This is a genomic window from Haloplanus vescus (assembly GCF_900107665.1).
GTDB lineage: Archaea > Halobacteriota > Halobacteria > Halobacteriales > Haloferacaceae > Haloplanus > Haloplanus vescus.
Window position 1 is genome coordinate 675417 of sequence record NZ_FNQT01000001.1, and the last position, 19858, is coordinate 695274.

The window sequence follows — 19858 nt, forward strand, 5'->3', positions numbered from 1 at the left end:
AATACCTAGTATGTGCTAGAATGCCTCATACAGATACTGCGTATGTTCGAAGGCCACGCCTGCGAGCACCGAAAAGAGCGCGACGGCTATGACGTTCGCTCGGTCGCGGCCTCGATCCAGCGGCGGATGCGACCCTCGTCGATACCGGCTTCCTGTGAGAGGACGGCAGGTTCGGCGTCGGCGAGGTCCTCGACGGAGACGATGCCAGCGCCTTCGAGTCGCGAGGCGTAGGCGGGACCGACCCCGTCGAGTTCCTGTAGGTTCGTGACCGAAACGTCCTCGGCCGTCGTCTCTACGTCTTCGGTGACGGCGGCGTCGGGCGTCGCTTCCCCCGTGTCGACGGCGGACGGCTCCTCGGCGGCCACATCACCCGAGCGCTCGGCGAACCACTCGGCCACGGCGGGCCAGAGGTTCTCGTGGCTCGACCCCGATACCGAGAGGCCGATGTGGCCCGTGGAGAACTCCATGATTTCGGTGTCGTCGCTGGCGACCTGTTCGTTGAACGGCTTGCTCGCCTCCGGCGGGATGAGGTGGTCGTACTCGCCGATGACCTGAATCACGGGCATGGTGATGGCATCGAGGTCGACCCGTTCCCCGTTCAGTTCGAGTTCGTTCCGGTAGAGCTTGTTTTCCTGGTAGATGTCTTCGAGGAACTCGCAGTAGGCGGCGCCCGCGACGTCGATGGGGTCGTTGAGCCACTTCTCCATGCGCGCGAAGTTCTCGACGAACTCGTCGTCGTCGATGTTGTCGTAGAGATTGCCGTACTTCGTGACGTAGTTGTGGACGGGGTCCATCAGCGCGAAGCCCACGTCGAGGAACTCGGCGGGGACGTTGCCGAACGTCTCCGCGATTGCGCGGGGATTGAACACGTCCTCGTCGCCCCACAGTTCGAGGATGCCGCCGGTGTCGTCGAAACACAGCCCCGCGGCCATCAAGCCGAGGTTCCGGACCTTCTCCGGATTGAGTGCAGCGTACATCACGCTCATCGTGCCGCCCATGCAGTAGCCGAGGAGGTTGATGGCGTCCTGTCCCGAGCGCTCGCGAACCTCGTCGACGCAGTTGTCGATGTAGCGGTTCACGTAGTCGTGCAGGGAGAGCGAGGTGTCGAGTTGGGACGGCTCCCCCCAGTCAATGAGATAGACGTCGAAGCCGGCTTCGAGCAAGCGGCGGACGACGCTCCGGTCTGGTTGGAGGTCGAGGATGTACGGCCGGTTGATGAGCGCGTAGACGAACAGAATCGGCACGTCGTGGCGCTCCTCCTCGGGCACGAGCGGTTCGTAGTGGAGGAGTTCGAGCTTGTTCTCGCGGTAGACCACGTCGCTGGGCGTCTCACCGACCTCCACGTCGGCCATGGTCTCAAGTCCGTCGGGGATGGCACCGACGGAGGCCGTGTCGTCCGCGGCGCGCTCCCAGAGTTCGCGCTGGGCGTCCAGCGGGAAGGTGAAGGGGTTCATAGCTCGTCGAGCACCTGGTCGAGCTTCTGCTCGATGGCGTGTTGGCGACGCTCGAGTTCGACCAGTCGCTCACCGACTTCGCGCACGTCGCCGACGGTGGCGAAGTTGAGTGCGTGGAGCGTCTCCTCGGAGGCTTCGTCTATCTGCTGGCGCATGTTCATCGCCTCCTCGATGCTCTGACCCGTCGCCGCTGCGAAGGCCGTCGTCGTCATCATCTCCTTGAACGCCTCGTTGGCGGCCGAGAGCCAGATATCCTGAAACTCGTCGGGGTCGACGTCTTCGCCCTGGAACGCACTCCCCATGCGTTCGAACGACGTCTCGGCGGCGTCCATCCACGCCTCGTAGGCGTGCATCGACCCCTCGTACCCCTCCTGGATGCGTTCCTCCGACAGGTTGTCCTCCATCGAATCCATCCACGATTCGAGGAAGGCCGACTGTGCGTCGAGATTTCTGTCGAGTGCGTTCATGTACGTCTCAGTCATGCGCTCCAAGAACGCGTCCATCTCGCCGTCGAACGTGCCGCTAGCGTCGTTTGTCATGGTATGCAAATAATGGGCGGGTGGCGTGAAAACGCTCCGGTCAGGCCGACTCCGCCAGTTCTTCGGCGGACTCGGCGACCTCTTCGGCGGACGATTCGGCGTCAGCCTGAATCTGTTCGACGGCGTCGAAGCTCTCGGCGAGTAGTTCGCGCTGGGTCTCGGTCAGCTCGTCGTAGGCCGCGTCGGCCTCTTCGACGCTCTCGAGGAAGGACTCCCACGCTTCCGCGTGAATCTCGTCGACGGCTTCGAACTGCTCGTCCACGGCGGCTTCGAGCTCGTCGACGGACTCCTCGGGAAGCACCGAGCTCAGACCGTCGAGGTAGGCCTGAATGGCCGTCTTCGAGAGGGAGACGCCACTCTCCTGGAAGGACTTGGTCGACTCGGCGGCGTCGAACCACGTCTCGACGGCGGTTCGCTGGGCGTCGAGGGTCGTCTCTGCCGCGCGGCGGCTCTGGTCAATCATCGTACGTTGCAGCTCGAAAGCCGAACTGAAGGGGTTGTTAGCGCTCATTGTGAATCGTTTGAGTTTCGTTTGACGGGGATGACGATAGTCTGGACGATGTCGCCGTCCTCGATGTCGAGCGTCTCGCGCTCGGCGTCGGGGATGCTGATGCGTCCGCCGCTCTGCACGCGCGTCTTGAACATCGCGGTGCCCATGCTCATCGCACCGAGTTGCGAGAAGCCGTCGAAACCGCCACCGGAACCGGCAGACATGAACTGCTTGAACAGTTGCATCTGCTGTTCGACGGCGTCTTCGCTCGCGTCCTGAAACTGCTGGGCGAACGGCATCGGGGGCCACGTCGGCGACCCGTCATCCTCGTCTTGCGTCATCCGTATCTCTCCAGAGGGGCGCGAGAGGCATAAGGTTTACTTCTCTTACCATTCTATACCACTCAAAGACATTCAATGGTCACATCGGGTCGGGGCCCGGTTCAGCAGACGACCAGTCTTTACGCGCGCACCCCGAATGCGCACCCATCACCATGTCGGAACGCACACACTCATCGACGGACGACAACGCGTGGCGCGAGTCACAGAAACACCTCTCGAACAGCGCCGGACACCTCTATAGCAGCGTCCTGGCCGCTAACCGGGCAATGATTCCCGGTCTGAACGCCGGCGACGACGCAGACGCGGACGACCGACAACCGGCCCCGTCGCTGGAAATCACCTACACCAAGCCCGACTGGACGTTCGAAAGCTCCGACGACGGCGACGGCGTCAGCGTCGGCGACCGGGTTCGGTTCACGAAGCGCCTGACCGACGCGGAGGTCCAGACCTTCGCGGACGCCAGCGGCGACACGAATCGGCTCCACCTCGACAGCGAGTTCGCCGAAAAGACGCGCTTCGGACGCCGAATCGCCCACGGGACGCTCGTCTCGGGCGTCATCAGCGCCGCACTCGCGCGCCTGCCCGGCCTGACCATCTATCTCTCACAGGAGCTCGAGTTCCGCGGCCCGGTCCACATCGGCGAGGAAGTCACCGCCATCTGCGAAGTCGTCGAGGACCTCGGCGACGACCGCTACCGCGTGACGACCGTCGTCGAGGACGAGGACGGCGAGACGGTCATCGACGGCGAGGCCGTCGTCCTCATCGACGACGTGCCCGAGGACGAAGCGTAATCAGTCCGTTTCGACGGCGAGGCCCACAGCCCGGAACGCGTCTTTCGCGCGGTCGAACTCCTCGTCACCGTACGAGAGCCACCGGGACGGCATCATGACGTACCGCTTTTTCGTCGCCCCGTCTCGCTCGTAGACGACGAACCGCGGGCGGGTGAGCCCGGAGGTCCCCGGCACGGCCGTGACGTGGCTAATCGCCTCGAGCGGAATCTCCTCGTCGTCGGTGAATCCGCGAACGACGTTGCTCACTCGGCCGACCCCCCACAGGATGAGAAAGGCGCCGCCGCCGATCAGGAGCGGTCGCCAGTTCCCCGACAGAACTTGGACGACGACAGTGACGACAGCGCCGATCATCCCGCCGGCCATCAGGAGCGCGGGCCACCGTCCACCTTCGCGATACCGACGCCACTGACCGCGGAGACTCGACTGCAGGCTGAGCGTGTCGTCGTCAAGGACACAGCGACCGCGCTTGGTTCGAAAGGAGGGCATCGGGCGAACCGAGGCGCCCGAATTGTAAAAATATCATACGGTTATTGTAACTGTTTTCCGGTGGTTCACCGGCCTGTCTCGGCGAACCGCCGGCAATGACTTACAATAAACCGTATCAGACCGGTTCGAACCGATAGCCGTCCCACTCCTGACTGTCCGGTTCGCGGATGCCCGCGCCCGGTTCGCGGAGTTCCTCGACGTAGACGGGGCGCACCTCGTCGCCGATTTCGACGTCTTCGGTCGTCACGCCACCGATTGCGCGGACGGGTTCGCCGTCCACGTCGAACTCAACGATGGCCAGCGTGTTCGGTTCGCGAACGCCCGGTGGCGTCGCGGTACTCGTCGTCCACGTGATGACCTCTGCGGTGTACTCGCTGAGGTCGACCGTGTCGACCGGTTCTTCGCCGCCCGGACCGATTGGGTGGCCGGGGTACGTGATGCTGCCGTCGGGGTAGCGATGTGCTTCCATCATTAGTTTGCCTCCATGAGCGTGGTGATGACGCAGTTGCCGAACCCGCCGACGTTACAGGCCAGTCCCGTGTCAGCGTCGACCTGTCGCTTCCCGGCGTCGCCCATCAGTTGCTGGTAGATTTCGTACACCTGCGCGACGCCGCTGGCGCCGAGAGGATGGCCCTTCGACTTCAGGCCACCCGAGGTGTTGATGGGCAGGTCGCCGCCGCGTTCCGTGCGCCCCTCTTCGACCGCTTTCCACCCTTTGCCCTTCTCGAAGAAGCCGAGGTCCTCGCTCTGGAGGAACTCGAGGATGGTGAACATGTCGTGGAGTTCGGCCACGTCGACGTCTTCGGGACCCATGTCGGCCATGTCGTACGCGATTCGACTCGATTCGACGACGCCGCGCATCGTCGTCGGGTCGGCGCGTTCGTGGACGACGTGCGTGTCCGTCGCGCCGCCGATGCCCGGGATGACGACGTAGTCGTCGGTGTACTCCCGCGCCACCGACTCGGGGCAGAACATGAGCGCCGCGCTCCCGTCGGTGATGGGACAGAAGTCGTACAGCCGGAGGGGGTCGGCGACGATGGGCGACTCCAAGACAGTCTCCAAGTCCACCTCCTTCTGGAACTGTGCGTGGGGGTTGTCGACGCCGTGGCGGTGGTTCTTGACCGCCACCTTGCCCAGACTCTCGCGGGGCGCGTCGTAGGTGTCGAGGTAGAGCCGCGCCGTCAGCCCGGCGAAACTCGGGAGGGTGACGCCGTGTTTGTACTCGACGGGGTGGGTGAGCGAGGCGATGACGTCCGTCGCCTCCGCCGTCGTCCGGTGAGTCATCTTCTCGCCGCCGACGAGGAGCGTCATGTCGCTGGCGCCGCTGGCGACCGACTGCCACGCGTGTTTGACGCCCGCGCCACCGCTCGAACTCGTCTGGTCGATGCGGGCGGTGTACGCCGGCATCGCGGCGAGGTCGTGGACCAGCGCGTTCACCACACCCGTCTGCCCCTCGAACTCGCCGCTCGCCATGTTCGAGACGTAGAGGTGGTCGACCGCGTCGGGCGAGACGCCGGCGTCGTCGAGACACGCCGTCCCGGCCTCGGCAAGCAAGTCGCGAACCCAGCCGTCCCGCTGACCGAACTGGGTCATCGAGGCGCCGATTATCGCTACGTTCTCCATACACCCGTTCGCGTGAGCCACCGGCTTACCGTTTACTCTTGTCGCGATTTCCGACGCCAGCTCAGAACGCCAGCGCGTCGACGACGACGGCGAGCAACAGCGCACCGAGGTAGGCGTTCGAGGCGTGGAACGCCCGGAACGCCGCGGATTCGGTGCGGTCGACGTGGAGGCGGACGACCGCCCACAGGAACACCGCCCCGAGGACCACCGCCGTCGCCACGTAGAGCCAGCCGAGCGAACTCCACGTCGCGAGCACGCCGGCACCGACGAACGTCGCGCCGAGCCACCAGAGGATGTGCTTTCGCGTCTCCGTCTCGCCGCGCACGACGGGCATCATCGGGAACCCGCCGCGGGCGTAGTCGTCCTTGTACGCGAGCGCGAGATTGTAGAAGTGAGCCGGCGTCCAGAGGAAGATGACACCGGCGAGGACGAGGCCGCCGAGGCCGATTTCGCCCGTCGCGGCCGCCCACCCGATGAGCGCCGGGAGCGCGCCCGCCGCGCCCCCGATGACCGTATTCTGGACCGTGTTCGGCTTCAGAATCAGCGTGTAGATGACGCTGTAGAAGACGATGGCGGCGAGGCCGAGGACGGCGACGAGGTAGTTGACGGCGGCGAAGGCCGCGAGCGAGGCGAGCGTCAACAGGCCGCCGAACGCGAGGGCGTTGCGAACCGACACCACGTCCGTCGCGATGGGTCGGTCGTTCGTGCGGGACATCCGCCGGTCCACGTCGCGTTCGAGGACGTGATTGAACGTTCCGCTGGCGCCGATGGAGAGGACGCCACCGAGGAGCGTCAGGACGACGGTTCGGGGGGCGAGATTCGTCCCCACGGCGAGCGCCATGCCCGCGGAGGCGACGAGACAGAGCAGCCACATCAGCCGCGGTTTCATCAGCCGGAAGTACGCTGAGAGCAGCGTCCGGACCCTGGCGACGGGGGCGTCGGGAAGCGACGGCCGTTCGACCGGGTCGGACGGCGCCTCGGGCGGCGAGAGTGCGTCCGGGTCGGTCACGGGACCGTCGTCCGGGTCGCCGGTCTCGATTTCGAGCGTCCACGCGAGCGCGGCGACGAGGCCGCCGAAGATGAGCATGCCGACGAACAGGTGGATGGCGGGCAGCGACCCCGCCGCGCCGGACGTGGCGACGACGGCACCGAGGCCGGCCTGGACGGGATAACAGACGAGCGAGACGCCGAGCGCGACTTCGACCCGGCGGGGCAGGTCGGCGCGCCACGCCGCAAGCCCCGCGGTGAGGACGAGGAATCCGACGGCGACGGCGGCGACCCGGTGGCCGACGACGAGTGCGCCGGCGGTGGTGGTCGGCACCGTCGCGCCGTTCCCACACAGCGGCCACGCGGAACAGGTTTCGACCGCGTCGGTCACGGCGACGGTGGTCCCCACGAGCAAGAGGAGGTACACACCCATCGCACTCGCGGCGAGCAAGCCGGGAACACGGTCGATCACGTCTCGCACGAATCGATCACTGGCGGCGTTTGGAAACCCGCCTATTTATGTGCCCCGCTTCTTCCCACCGACTGACGAGGCGGCGGTACGAGTGCCATCCCCGACCCTATCAGTAGTTATTTACGGAGGTGATTCTAACGGCCGATAGACTATGAAACGGTCGCGCCTCGTGCTGGCGTCGCTGCTCTCGGCAGTGGTTTTCTCACTCGCTGCCGACCCCGTGGCGGCCCAGACGTCAGTGTCCGCAGGGCTCATCAACAACCTCAACGAGAAGTTGCTTCTCGTCGCCGTCCCCATCACCCTCCTCGTCGAGGGGATTCTCATCTACACCGTGTACCGGTTCAAGGACGCCGACGATGCCAAGCCGACCCGAGAGAACCGACGGCTCGAAATCACGTGGACCGTCGCCACGGCTGTCATCCTGCTGTTCGTCGGCGTCGCCTCCTACGGCGTGCTGGCGAACGAGAACGTCAGCTTCGAACAGGACGAGCAGAAAGTTGCGCCGGACGGTGACGACGTGGTCGTCCACATGGATGCCTTCCAGTGGGGCTGGCAAGCGAGTTACCCCCAGGAAGACGTTCAGATTTCGAGTACGGAGCCAACGGTGGTGATACCGAAAGACCAAGACATCTACTTCAACATCACGTCGAGTGACGTGTTGCACGCGTTCCACGTGCCCCAACTCGGCCTGAAGCAGGACGCCATGCCCGGTCAGTCGAACGTCATCAAGACCGAGGCGCTCGAAGAGGGCACCTACCAAGGCTACTGCGCGGAGTTCTGTGGCGTGGCCCACTCCCAGATGTACTTCGAAATCAAGGTCGTCTCGCAATCGGAGTACGAGCAGTACATCGAGGAACAGCAGAGTGGCGGAAGCGAATCGTCGAGTGACCTCGAACCGGACACCGAACTCGTCACCGCACACGACGAAACGCTGTCGGCCGGCGCGTAAGGTTCGTTTTCGACCGTTTCGTTAACTGCGCCGTTCCAGAATTCGTTCGACTATCCGTCCGGTCGAGCAGAGTTCCTCGGCCTCGCTTTCTCGCGCTGAGGCCCGCCGCACCTCACAGTCGATGTCGCGTGCATCGAGCGCTCGCTCCAGTTTCTCCTCGTCGTGGTGCTGGTCGTAGCCGAGGGCGATGATGTCCGGGTCGATGCGCTCTATCGGAACGAAGATGTCGTCGGGGTGGCCGAGGTGGGCCTCGTCGACGACGGCGAGGGCGCCGACCATCTCTCGACGCTGTCGGTCGGGCAGGATTGGCTGGGGTTTGTGGGTGACGTTCTGTCCGCGAGCGACGATGACGTGCAGTTCGTCGCCCATGGCCGCGGCGTCGGAGAGGTAGTGGACGTGGCCGGGGTGGAGGAGGTCGAAGGTCCCCTGTGCGACGACCGTCGTCATCGGTCGGCCCCCAGACGCAGTCGTTCGACGGTGCCGACAGAGCGTGTCGACCGGCGGAGCCGCATGGCTCCGAGTCGGTCGCGTCGCCTTCTAAGGGTTCCGGATACGCGCTGGCGAGCGTGGACAGACACGGATTCTGCAAGGCTTAACTTCGGGCGCCCGTCACACAGAGGTATGACCGCAGGGACTGCCGGGGATTCCGGCATCGACGCGGACGAGGATTCCCGTCCCGTCGTTTACGATCTCGCGCCCGATTGCACGGCCGACGACGTCGAGGTCGGCGAGTATTACCACGCCGTCGTCAACGGCGTCGTCGCCTACGGCGTCTTCGTCGACCTCTCCGACGAGGTGTCCGGCCTCGTCCACGAGTCGAATCTGTCCGGCGAGTACGACGTCGGCGACCGCTTGCTCGTCCGCCTCGACGAGATTCGAGACAACGGCGATATGGCCTTCGAAGAGGCAACGCTCGACGACTACCGCACGGTAGCAGTCGACCACCAGCCGAGCATTACGCCCATCGAAGAACTCGAAATCGGCGAGACAGCCACCATCGAGGCGACCGTGAGCCAGATCAAACAGACCGCCGGCCCGACCGTGTTCCGGTGCTGTGACGAGACGGGCATCGTCGCCTGTACTGCCTTCGAAGACGCGGGCGTCCGCGCCTACCCCGACGTGGAACTCGACGACCCCGTCCGAATCTCGGGGACCGTCGAGGAACACGAAGGAAGTCCGCAGATAGAAGTGTCGTCGCTCACCCCGCTCGACGGCGAGACGGCCGACGAGGTGCGCGAGCGAATCGATGCCGGACTGGCCGAGCGAGCCACCCCCCACGAGGTCGACCCCATCGTCGAGTGGGAGGCCTTCGACAAGCTCCGGCCGGACCTCCGTGAGGTGGCCCGACAGCTCCGCCGGACCGTCCTCGAAGGGCGCCCGATTCGTGTCCGTCACCACGCCGACGGCGACGGCATGTGTGCCTCGCTGCCGGTCCAGGTCGCACTCGAGCGCTTCATCCGCTCGGTCCACGACGACGAGGACGCCCCCCGTCACCTCATCAAGCGCCTGCCGAGCAAGGCGCCGTACTACGAGATGGAGGACGTGACTCGCGACCTTAACTTCGCGCTCGAAGGCCGCGAGCGACACGGGCAGAAGCTTCCCCTCCTGCTCATGCTCGACAACGGCAGCACGGAGGAGGACGTGCCCGCCTACGAGAACCTCGCTCACTACGACGTGCCCATCGTCGTCGTCGACCACCACCACCCCGACCCGGATGCGGTCGACCACCTCCTCGACGCCCACGTCAACCCCTACCTCCGCGACGAGGACTACCGCATCACGACGGGCATGATGTGTGTCGAACTCGCGCGGATGATCGACCCCGAGATGACCGACGAACTGCGGCACGTCCCCGCCGTCGCGGGACTGGCCGACCGGTCGAAAGCCGAGGCGATGTCCGAGTTCGTCGACCTAGCGAACGAGGCCGGCTACGACCGCTCGGCGCTCGTCCGCATCGGCGAGGCCCTCGACTACGCCGCTCACTGGCTCCGCTACAGCGAGGGCAAGACGCTCGTGAGCGACGTGCTCAACGTCGACTGCGACGAGGCGGGGCGCCACGAGGAACTCGTCGACTTCCTCGCCGACCGCGCGGAGCGTGACATCGACCGCCAGCTCGCCGCACTCGACCCCCACGTCGAACACGAGCGACTGTCGAACGACGCCCACCTCTACCGGGTCGACCTCGACGATTTCGCACACCGATTCACCTACCCCGCGCCGGGCAAGACGACGGGCAACCTCCACGACCGGAAGGTCGAGGAGACGGGCGACCCCGTCATCACCATCGGCTACGGGCCTGACTTCGCCGTCCTTCGCTCCGACGGCGTGCGCCTCGACATCCCGGAGATGGTCGCCGAACTCGACGAGGAAGTCGTCGGCGGCGGCGTCTCCGGCGGCGGCCACCTCGTCGTCGGCTCCATCAAGTTCGTGAAGGGGATGCGAAGCGAGGTCATCGACCGCCTCGTGGAGAAGATGGCCGACGCGGAACTCGACGAAGCCCTGTCGAGTGCCTCGGCGCTCGACGCGCACGGCTCCGACTGAGACGGGTTGTAGTCATCACCGTCAGTCGAATCGAATCGTTTTGCGGGCGACGACGACGGCGAGCACCAGCGCCGCGAGTGCGCCCGCGACCACCAGCCAGACCGAGCGGCCGCCACCGCCGCCGCGCCAGTCCGCGACGAACGTCTCGCGGAAGTACGTCGCCAGCGTCTCGCTCCGAATCGCGAGTGCGACTTCGCGGTTCTCCGTGCGCGCGTTCGCGTTCCAGTTGAGGCTCCCCACGACCACCACGTCGTCGGCGACGACGCCTTTCGCGTGAATCTTCTCGAAGCGACCGTCTGGCTCGGCGACGCGGGCCGTGAGCGGGAGGCCGCGACGCTCGGCGAGGTCGTTCAACCACTCGACGAGTGCGGCGTTCTCCTCGGCGGCGTACCACGCCCCCGAGAGGAGGACACGCACGTCGACGCCGCGTTCGGCCGCACGAATCGTCGCGCGCAAGAGTGGTTCCTGTCGTCCGCCGACGGTGGGCTGAATCACGTCCACCCGTTCGTCGGCGCTGTCGATGACACCGACGAGGGCCGACCCGGCGTTGCCGGGCGCAGTCAGGACGCGAACCTCGCTGGCCGTCGCAGTCGTCGGGTCGAACCGCGAGGGGTAGGACCCCTGGGCGGCCGCGCCGGATTCGAAGGTCCGGCCCTGTCGGTACTGGCGCCACGGCACGGCGTCGACCCACCCGGAATCGCCGCGGAACAGGCCGGCGAGGTCGGTGGCGACGGTGGGCGAGTCGACGAGCGCGCCCCACCCGCGACTACTCTGCCCGCCCACGCCGGCGGGTTTCCAGTTTTCCGTCAAGACGAGCGCCCGGTCGTCGACGACGGCGTACTTCGGGTGGTGGTAATCGAAGCGGGCGCGCGGCCCGCCAAGCACCGCCACGTCGACGCCGGCGGCGGCGAGGCGGTCGAGTGCCTTGGCGCCGCGGGCCGTCCGGCCACCGACAGGGTCGGCGTCCACGAGGACGCGAACGTCGACGCCGCGTCGCTCCGCGGCGACGAGGGCGTCGGTGGCCCGCTCGCTGGAGAACGTGTAGCCGGCGAGATAGAGGCGACGCTCGGCGTCGCGGAGCGTCTGTAGGGGAACGTCCGGGGAGTCCGGCAGGACGAAGCCGGTGACACATGCGGGGCCGTGACGAGTCACGTCGCGTGGCTGGTAGCCGGCGGGGCGCCACCGAGTCCCGTCGTCGGTGCGGACGAGTCGCTCGCCGTCGGGGGCGTCCCGGTAGTCAAGCGACGCGACGACGGTCCCGTTACGCCGGAGGCGGAGACGCTCGCCACCGTTCGCCAGTGCGAGGTGGGGGACGGCGACGACCGGCTCGTCGGTGAGTCGCCGTGTCGCGTTCGGGTCGGCGGTGACGGCGACTCTGGTCGCTGGGCGGTCGGCGGGCAGGGAGACGATGCGTTCGCCGTCGCCGAGCGTCCAGTTGCCTCCCGTCTTCGGCACGTCGAGGACGACGAATTCGCCGGCGTCGCCGTCGGCGACGGGGTTGGGGACGGCGGCGACGATGGCGGGGTCTGTCTGGGACGCTGCGCCCCCGACGCCGCTCGCGACGGGGACGACGAGCAACAGCACGCAGACGAACGCGGCGAGTGAGCGCGCTCGGGACACGGGCGTGGTGGCCGCGTCACCACGGATAAACGTCGGTGGGTTTTTGCCGTCACTCGGCCCGCCCTACGAGTATGGTCGCAGTCGCGAACACGCTTCGACTGCTCGGAACCGCGCTCGGAACCCTCGGCGGTGCGCTCGTCTTCGTCGAGTTCTTCCAGTATCCGAGCTACGTGCAGTACAGTCCGGAGTTTCAGGACTACCGCCTCGACGCGAGCGACGCCGGAATCCGCGAACACACGTGGCTCGGACGCATCGGCGGTCTCTGCGTCTCGCTGGGGTTCGCGCTCCTGTTCGTCGCGACGTTTCTGGGTCGATAGGCACGACGAAAGCCGGCGGAGAGATTTTGTCGCCGCCGCGTGTCGGTGACGTATGGAGACCCGACGGTTCCTCTTCGTTTCGCTGGACGCGGCCCTGATAACCGACCTCGCGTGGCAAGTCCACCGCGAGGGCCACGAGGTGCGATACTACATCGAAGCCGACACCGACCAGGAAATCGGCGACGGGTTCGTACCCAAGACGGACGACTGGCGCGCGGAGGTGGAGTGGGCCGACGTGATAATCTTCGACGACATCTGGGTCGGGTCAGATATCGGCACGGGAGCCATCGCCGACGAGCTCCGGGAGCGAGGGAAGGCCGTGGTCGGTGGCACGCCGAACACCGACCGCCTCGAAGAGGACCGCGGCTACGCGATGGACGTGCTCGAAGAACACGGCGTCAACACCGTCGAACATCACGTCTTCCACGACTTCGAGGCGGGAATCCAGCACGTTCGGGAGCACCCGGCACCGTACGTCATCAAACCGCTCGGTGAGGTCCAGAACGTGAAGCGCCTGCTCTACGTCGGCAACGAGGACGACGGGAGCGACGTGGTGGACGTCCTTCGCGCGTACGAGAAAGCGTGGGGCCACCGGATGAAGGGTTTCCAACTCCAGCGGAAAGTCGAGGGCGTCGAAGTCGCGGTCTGTGGCTTCTTCGACGGCGAGCGATTCGTCGATCAGGTCAACTTCAACTTCGAGCACAAGAAGCTGTTCCCGGGCAACATCGGACCCTCGACGGGCGAGATGGGCACCTCGATGTTCTGGGCGGGCCGGAACGACCTGTTCGAGGAGACACTCGGGGAGTTGGAGGGATGGCTGGCCGAGGAGGGCTACGTCGGCAGCATCGACCTCAACTGCATCGTCAACGAGAGCGGTATCTATCCGCTGGAGTTCACGCCACGCTTTGGCTATCCGACCATCGCGCTCCAAGAGGAGTCCTTCGAGTCCTCGACGGCCGAGTTCTTCCACGATCTCGCCCACGGCAACGACCCTGAGTTGGAGACCCACGACGGCTACCAGATCGGGGTCCGTGTCGTGCTCCCGCCGTTCCCGTTCGACGACGAGAAGACGTACGACGAGAACTCTCGCAACGCAGCCGTCGTGTTCCAGACAGAGAGCCGCGAGGGAATCCACCTCGAAGACGCGAAGCGAGTCGACGACCAGTGGCGCGTCGCCGGCGAGAACGGGATGCCAGTCGTCGTGACCGGGAAGGGCGAGACGATGCAGGCCGCCCGAGAGCAGGCGTACGGCCGACTCGACGACATCGTGATGCCGAACCTGTACTACCGCGACGACATCGGCGAGCGATGGATCGACGGCGACGGCGACCGCTTGCTCGCGTGGGGGTATCTGGGTCCCTGAAGCCACCACGGCGTCAGCGCGATGGCGGCCGGCGGAACTCCACGACGACTTCCGTGCCCCGCGGGTCGTTGTCGCGAGCGCGGACGTCGCCGCCGTAGTGGTTCATCACCGTCTTCACGAGTGCGATGCCCCGGCCCTCGCCGGATTCGATGGCCGAGTCGAAGAGGGTCGCCTTCACCTCGTCGCGCATGCCAGGGCCGTCGTCGACGATGTGGACCGACACCGTCCGCGGGTGGCGGTCGGCGCGGATGGTGACGGACGGCGACTCGGCGTCGTTGTGTTCGACGGCGTTCTGGATGAGGTTCGCGAAGACGGCAGAGACGGCGCCGGTCGCCTGCACGTACAGTTCCGGAGGGATATCCACGTCGAACGTCGCCGACTCGTGGGTTTCGCGGGCGTGTTCGACTTCGCGGAGGATGACGGTCGAGATGTCGAGCGCCGTCGGCGTGTGCTCGCCCGAGAAGAGGTCGGCCAGTTCTTTCATGTCGTCGATGAGCGACGCGATGGCGGCGCTCCGGCGTTCGATGGGGTCGAGATACCTCGACTCGTCAGTGCGGTCGGCAAGCAGGTCCGTGTAGCCCTGAATCACCTGCGCAGCGTTCAACACGTTGTGTCGGAGGTGGCTGTTCAGGAAGACGAGGGCGTCGCGGCGGTGGTCGGCTTCTCGTGCCGCGAGTGTCGCTCGAGCGTAGTAAATCCCGGCGACGCCGCCGCCGATGCCCCCACCCGACGCCATGACGACGAGGGTCAGCGCCGCGCCGTCGACGACCTGTCCCTCGGCGAGGCGGATACCTATCGTCAGCGCGGCGAGCGCGCCGAATCCGGCCATCCCGCCGAGACACCAGCGGGCGACGGTCCACGTGTCGGCAACGGGGAGGTCGCTGTTTGCGAGCCAGCGACCCAGTCCGAACAGGCCGGCCGAGAGCGAGAGACAGAGGCCGAGAGCGACGACGGGGAAGACGCCGACGCCCAACGTTTCGATATCGCGAAGGAACTGCGCGACGGCGACGACGGCCACCAACCCACCGAGGACGGCAATCAGCGACGGTGCGTGACCGGCGAGTCGTCGTTCCCACGCCGGTACGTCCATGCCCCGAAATCGGTAAGCTCCTACAAAACGGTTGGCCATATCGTTTCTATTCGGTGACGGGAGGGCGAGTCGAGAGCCGAGAGTATACCTGTCTGGGGGCCGACTCGCGACTATGACCGCGCCGACGCCGACGGACCGCAATCGCCTCAACGAGGAGGCCAGCCCCTATCTCGAACAGCACGCCGACAACCCCGTCAACTGGCAGCCGTGGGACGAGACAGCGCTCCAGGCCGCGCGCGAACACGACGTGCCCATCTTCCTCTCTGTCGGCTACGCCGCCTGTCACTGGTGTCACGTCATGGAGTCCGAGAGCTTCCAAGACGAGGAGGTGGCGACCGTTCTCAACGAGCAGTTCGTCCCCATCAAGGTCGACCGCGAGGAGCGACCGGACGTCGACAGCGTCTACCAGACCATCTGCCAACTCGTCTCCGGCGGCGGCGGGTGGCCCCTCTCCGTCTTCCTCACGCCCGAGGGCAAACCCTTCTACGTCGGGACGTACTTCCCGCGAGAGCCACAGCGTGGCCGCCCCGGCTTCCTGCAGTTGCTGAAAGACATCACGAAGTCGTGGCAGACGGACCGCGAGGAGATAGAGACTCGGGCGGACGAGTGGACCAAGGCCATCACGGACGAACTCGAATCGACGCCGGAGTCGGTGGGCGAGCCACCCGAGTCCGACCTCTTGGAGTCGGCGACGGCGGCGGTGGTGCGGAGCGCCGACCGCACGCACGGCGGGTTCGGCACCGGCGGCGGCCCGAAGTTCCCCCAGCCCCGACGCCTCGACCTCTTGCTTCGGGCGGCGACGCTCGACGGCGACGACACGTCCGCGACGGTGGCGGGCGAGACGTTAGACGCCATGGCCACCGGCGGCCTCTACGACCACGTCGGCGGCGGCTTCCATCGCTACGCCACTGACCAGGAATGGACGGTCCCGCACTTCGAGAAGATGCTCTACGACAACGCGGAGATTCCGCGCGTCTACTTCGAGGCGGCCCAAATGATGGACGCGGACCGCTACGCCCGCGTCGCCACGGAGACGGTGGCCTTCCTCGAACGCGAACTCCAGCACCCAGAGGGTGGCTTCTACAGCACGCTCGACGCCCAGAGCGAGACGCCGCCGTCCCGCCTCAACGAGGGCGACGACCCCGAAGACGAGGAGGGCGCGTTCTACGTCTGGACGCCCGAGGAGGTGCGCGAGGCGATGGGCGAGGAGCCAATCGACGGCGTCGACGCCGAGACGGCGGCGGACCTGTTCTGTGACCGCTACGGCGTCGAGACCGGCGGCAACTTCGAGGGGGGCACGACGGTCCTCACCGTCGCGATGGGGTACGACGAACTCGCCGAGGCGCACGACTTGTCGGTCGAGACGGTCGAACGCACGCTGATGACCGCCCGGACGCGAGCGTTCGACGCCCGGTCGTCGCGCCCGCGCCCCGCCCGCGACGAGAAGATACTCGCGGGGTGGAACGGCCTCGCCATCTCCGCCATCGCCACGGGGGCGCGCACGCTCGACCCGGCGCTCGTCGACACCGCGACGGACGCACTCTCCTTCGTCCGCGACACCCTCTGGGACGCGGAGGATGAACGGCTGTTCCGACGGTTCAAGGGCGGCGACGTGCAGGTGGACGGCTACCTCGACGACTACGCCTTCCTCGCGCGAGGCGCCTTCGACTGCTATCAGGTGACGGGCGAGGTGAGCCATCTCGCGTTCGCGCTCGACTTGGCGCGGGTGATTCGGGAGGAGTTCTGGGACGCGGAGGCGGGGACGCTCTACTACACGCCAGCGAGCGGCGAGGGACTGGTGACGCGACCACAGGAGTTGACCGACCAGTCGACGCCGTCGAGTCTCGGCGCCGCCGCGGAACTGTTCGACGAACTCGCGCTCTTCGCCCCGGACGAGGGATTCGACGAGATAGCCGAGGACCTACTGGCGACCCACGCCGACCGGATTCGGAGCGGCCCGCTCGAACACGCGTCGCTCGTCCTCGCGGCCGACGCCCACACTCGCGGCCCGGTCGAACTGACGCTCGCCGCCGACGAGATTCCGGCGTCGTGGCGAGAGACGCTGGCCGATACACCGCTCCCGACGGGCGTCGTCGCACCTCGTCCGGCGAGTGACGACGACCTGACGGCGTGGCTGGACGAACTCGGACTGGACGAGGCGCCGCCCATCTGGGCGAATCGCGACGCAGAAGACGGACAGCCGACGGCCTACGTCTGCCGTGACTTCACGTGTTCGCCGCCCCAGACGGACCTGGACGCGGCGCTCGACTGGTTTAATTAGGCCGTCGACTCGGCGGCAATCTTGTCGGCGAGGTGGGCGGCGATGCCCTCCGGTTCCTCCTCGACGAATCGGGCAATCTCCTCGCCGTCTCGCTCGACAACGACGGTGGGGATGAACTCGATGCCGTACGCCTCGACGCCCTCGCCCTGTTTGTCCTCGTCGAGCGCGAATTCCTCGATTCGGTCGTCGGGGACGCCCGCGGCGTCGAGAGCGGCCGCGAACGTCGGGAGCTGGTCTTGGCAGTCACCGCACCAGTCGCCACCCCAGACGAGGTAGGTCAGGCCCTCGCGCCCGAGGGCGTCGAGAACGTCGTCGCTGCCGCTCCACTCGCCAGTCGGCTCCATCGTTTCCAGAGACATGCGCGTCACTACCACGCCCGGGGGTTTAACCCTCGCGTTCGCGCGGCTACCGAGTCGCTGGCTATTCCTACCCGGCGCCCCCTCTCCCGACAGCGAGATGGTCGAGGAACCAGCGGACAACCCGTACGTACACGCCCCGGACACGTCATTCACGCCGGTCGAGGAACTGGACGCGTCGGCGGCCCGCGAGCAGGTGTCGCAGTTGCGCGCGGCGGTCGAGTATCACGACTACCGCTACTACGTCGAGAACGACCCCGTCGTCTCGGACGCCGCCTACGACGCGCTGTTCGCGCGGTTGGACCGCCTCGAAGACGCCTTCGACCTGCACGACGAGAACTCGCCGACCCAGCGTGTGGGCGGCGAACCGCTGGACGAACTGGAGACGGTCGACCACGTCGCGCCCCTCCTGAGCCTACAGTCGTCGGGCGAGCGCGAGGAGATTCGAGAGTTCGACCGTCGCATCCGCGAGGCGGTGGGCGACGTGGACTACTCCGCGGAGCCGAAGTTCGACGGGTTCTCCGTCGAGGTGGTGTACGAAGACGGCGCCTTCGAGCGAGCGGTCACCCGCGGCGACGGCCAGCAAGGTGAAGACGTCTCCGCGAACGTCCGGACCATCGGGAGCGTCCCACTCCACCTGCCGGCGTCGGCGCCGGACTCCCTCGCCGTCCGGGGCGAGGTGTACATGCCCCGGACGGGCTTTCAGGAACTGAACGAGCGCCGTGTCCAACGCGGCGACGACCCCTTCGCCAACCCCCGCAACGCGGCGGCGGGGACGGTCCGCCTGCTCGATCCCGAGACGGTCGCCGACCGACCGCTCGACGCCTTCTTCTACGACGTCATCGACACGTCCGCCGACCTCGGCTCGCAGACGGAAGCGTTCGACTTACTCCGTGACTTGGGCTTTCGCGTCAACGACGAGACGACCGTCGTCGACGACGTGGACGCCGTCCTCGACTACCGCGACCGCCTCATGGCCGAGCGCGACGACTTGGAGTACGAAATCGACGGCATCGTCGCCAAGGTGGTCGACTTCGACGCGCGCGAGCAGTTGGGGTCGACCGCCCGCCACCCCCGGTGGGCGTTCGCGTACAAGTTCCCCGCGCGGACGGGACGAACGACCGTGGAGCGAATCGTCGTCCAAGTCGGGCGAACGGGGAAGCTGACGCCGGTCGTCCTCCTCGAACCCGTGGACGTACAGGGCGTGACCATCAGTCGGGCGACGCTCCACAACGCCGGCCAAGCCCGCGAACTGGGCGTCACCGAGGGTGCGAGCGTCGAAATCGAGCGAGCGGGCGACGTGATTCCCGAAGTCGTCGAGGTGGTCGAGGGCGGCGAGGTTGGCGCTTTCGAGATGCCCGACACCTGCCCCGTCTGTGACAGCGAGGTGGTGCAAGAGGGCGAACACCACTTCTGTACGAACGCGTCGTGTCCCGCGCAGTTGCGGCGCTCGCTCGAACACTTCTGCTCGCGCGACGCGATGGATATCGAGGGACTCGGGGCGGAGGCCGCCGACCAGTTGGTCGACGCCGGACTGGTCGAGTCGCCCGCGGACCTCTACGACCTCAACCGTGACGAGTTGGTCGCGCTTGAGGGGTGGGGCGAACGCTCCGCGGGGAACCTCCTCGATGAACTCGACGCGAGCACGGACGTGGCGCTGGCGACGTTCGTCTACGCCCTCGGCATTCGGCACGTCGGCACCGAGCGAGCGCGGGCGCTCGCGGGCGCGTTCTCGCTCGACGCGTTGCTGGACGCGAGCGTCGAGGACCTGCAGGCCGTCGAGGACGTTGGCCCCGAGGTGGCCGAGGCCGTCGTCTCCTTCTTCGACATCGAGTCGAACGTCGAGATGGTCGAGCGACTCCTCGATGCGGGCGTCACCCCCGAGCGCCGCGACAGGGGGGAGGAACTGGAGGGACTGACGCTCGTGTTCACGGGGAGCGTCCCCGGCTACACCCGCGCCGAGTTGACAGAGCTCCTCGAAACCCACGGCGCGAACGTCACGTCGTCGGTCAGCGGCGAGACGGACTACCTCGTCGTCGGCGAGAATCCGGGGGCACGAAAGCAGTCGCAGGCGGCCGAGGAGGGCGTGGCGACGCTCGACCCCGACGCGTTCGAGGAGCGGATTCTCTCGCAGCTGTAGCTCCAAACATTCACCACC

Annotated in this window: 19 protein-coding genes; 7 read left to right on the top strand and 12 right to left on the bottom strand. The window is 66.7% G+C overall.

Features of this window, described 5'->3' with window-relative positions; translation table 11 throughout:
- Positions 1–86: 86 nt before the first annotated feature.
- From phaC to BLU18_RS03600, 4 genes are read right to left on the bottom strand one after another with little or no spacing between them, the layout of a single operon-like run.
- Positions 87–1454, bottom strand: a complete 1368-nt coding sequence (gene phaC, locus BLU18_RS03585; protein WP_092631579.1) for a class III poly(R)-hydroxyalkanoic acid synthase subunit PhaC — start codon at positions 1452–1454, stop codon at positions 87–89.
- Positions 1451–1993 (bottom strand): poly(R)-hydroxyalkanoic acid synthase subunit PhaE, encoded by a 543-nt coding sequence (locus tag BLU18_RS03590; RefSeq protein WP_092631582.1) that lies wholly within the window; start codon positions 1991–1993, stop codon positions 1451–1453. Before BLU18_RS03590 ends, phaC begins: the two co-directional genes overlap by 4 nt.
- 40 nt (positions 1994–2033) lie before the next feature.
- On the bottom strand, positions 2034–2456 hold the full coding sequence (locus tag BLU18_RS03595) for a hypothetical protein (RefSeq protein ID WP_092631585.1): 423 nt from the start codon (positions 2454–2456) through the stop codon (positions 2034–2036).
- A 44-nt stretch (positions 2457–2500) separates the two neighbouring features.
- Positions 2501–2824 carry an AbrB/MazE/SpoVT family DNA-binding domain-containing protein gene (locus BLU18_RS03600; protein ID WP_092631588.1) on the bottom strand — a complete coding sequence of 108 codons (324 nt, stop codon included), beginning with the start codon at positions 2822–2824 and terminating at the stop codon, positions 2501–2503.
- A gap of 152 nt (positions 2825–2976) precedes the next feature.
- On the opposite strand from BLU18_RS03600, the gene BLU18_RS03605 reads away from it, so the two are divergent.
- A complete protein-coding gene (locus BLU18_RS03605; protein WP_092631591.1) occupies positions 2977–3615 on the top strand; it encodes a MaoC family dehydratase in 639 nt (212 codons plus the stop codon).
- On the opposite strand, the gene BLU18_RS03610 is transcribed toward BLU18_RS03605, so the two are convergent.
- From BLU18_RS03610 to BLU18_RS03625, 4 genes are all read right to left on the bottom strand, one after another.
- A complete protein-coding gene (locus BLU18_RS03610; RefSeq protein WP_092631594.1) occupies positions 3616–4101 on the bottom strand; it encodes a hypothetical protein in 486 nt (161 codons plus the stop codon).
- A 115-nt stretch (positions 4102–4216) separates the two neighbouring features.
- Complete coding sequence (locus BLU18_RS03615; protein ID WP_092633608.1) at positions 4217–4570, bottom strand: OB-fold domain-containing protein; 354 nt, start codon at positions 4568–4570, stop codon at positions 4217–4219.
- Positions 4571–4572: 2 nt separating this feature from the next.
- Positions 4573–5724, bottom strand: coding sequence for a thiolase family protein (locus tag BLU18_RS03620; protein WP_092631597.1), 1152 nt, complete (start codon positions 5722–5724; stop codon positions 4573–4575).
- Between the two features lie 61 nt (positions 5725–5785).
- Entirely contained in the window at positions 5786–7144 is a 1359-nt protein-coding gene (locus tag BLU18_RS03625; RefSeq protein ID WP_092633609.1) for a heme o synthase, read from the bottom strand.
- Between the two features lie 190 nt (positions 7145–7334).
- Between BLU18_RS03625 and coxB the strand changes: the two genes are divergently transcribed.
- On the top strand, positions 7335–8132 hold the full coding sequence (gene coxB, locus BLU18_RS03630) for a cytochrome c oxidase subunit II (RefSeq protein ID WP_092631600.1): 798 nt from the start codon (positions 7335–7337) through the stop codon (positions 8130–8132).
- A 21-nt stretch (positions 8133–8153) separates the two neighbouring features.
- Here the strand turns inward: coxB and BLU18_RS03635 are convergent, their stop codons facing one another.
- A complete protein-coding gene (locus BLU18_RS03635) occupies positions 8154–8579 on the bottom strand; it encodes an FAD synthase family protein (protein ID WP_092631603.1) in 426 nt (141 codons plus the stop codon).
- A 174-nt stretch (positions 8580–8753) separates the two neighbouring features.
- Between BLU18_RS03635 and BLU18_RS03640 the strand changes: the two genes are divergently transcribed.
- Positions 8754–10673 carry a Hef-associated nuclease gene (locus BLU18_RS03640; RefSeq protein ID WP_092631606.1) on the top strand — a complete coding sequence of 640 codons (1920 nt, stop codon included), beginning with the start codon at positions 8754–8756 and terminating at the stop codon, positions 10671–10673.
- A 21-nt stretch (positions 10674–10694) separates the two neighbouring features.
- Here BLU18_RS03640 and BLU18_RS03645 read toward each other — a convergent pair whose 3' ends face one another.
- Positions 10695–12293, bottom strand: a complete 1599-nt coding sequence (locus tag BLU18_RS03645) for a phospholipase D-like domain-containing protein (protein WP_092631608.1) — start codon at positions 12291–12293, stop codon at positions 10695–10697.
- Between the two features lie 71 nt (positions 12294–12364).
- On the opposite strand from BLU18_RS03645, the gene BLU18_RS03650 reads away from it, so the two are divergent.
- Both BLU18_RS03650 and BLU18_RS03655 read left to right on the top strand, forming a co-directional pair.
- Positions 12365–12610, top strand: coding sequence for a hypothetical protein (locus BLU18_RS03650; RefSeq protein WP_092631611.1), 246 nt, complete (start codon positions 12365–12367; stop codon positions 12608–12610).
- A 52-nt stretch (positions 12611–12662) separates the two neighbouring features.
- Entirely contained in the window at positions 12663–13973 is a 1311-nt protein-coding gene (locus BLU18_RS03655) for a hypothetical protein (protein ID WP_092631614.1), read from the top strand.
- A 13-nt stretch (positions 13974–13986) separates the two neighbouring features.
- Here the strand turns inward: BLU18_RS03655 and BLU18_RS03660 are convergent, their stop codons facing one another.
- Positions 13987–15063 carry an ATP-binding protein gene (locus BLU18_RS03660; RefSeq protein WP_176791172.1) on the bottom strand — a complete coding sequence of 359 codons (1077 nt, stop codon included), beginning with the start codon at positions 15061–15063 and terminating at the stop codon, positions 13987–13989.
- Between the two features lie 112 nt (positions 15064–15175).
- Here BLU18_RS03660 and BLU18_RS03665 point away from each other — a divergent pair, with 112 nt between their 5' ends.
- Positions 15176–17344: a thioredoxin domain-containing protein gene (locus BLU18_RS03665; protein WP_092631620.1), complete on the top strand. Its 2169-nt coding sequence runs from the start codon at positions 15176–15178 to the stop codon at positions 17342–17344.
- Here the strand turns inward: BLU18_RS03665 and BLU18_RS03670 are convergent.
- Entirely contained in the window at positions 17341–17703 is a 363-nt protein-coding gene (locus BLU18_RS03670; RefSeq protein WP_092631623.1) for a thioredoxin family protein, read from the bottom strand. The genes BLU18_RS03665 and BLU18_RS03670 overlap by 4 nt on opposite strands.
- A gap of 97 nt (positions 17704–17800) precedes the next feature.
- Here BLU18_RS03670 and ligA point away from each other — a divergent pair, with 97 nt between their 5' ends.
- Positions 17801–19840: an NAD-dependent DNA ligase LigA gene (ligA, locus tag BLU18_RS03675; RefSeq protein ID WP_092631625.1), complete on the top strand. Its 2040-nt coding sequence runs from the start codon at positions 17801–17803 to the stop codon at positions 19838–19840.
- Positions 19841–19858 lie beyond the last annotated feature (18 nt).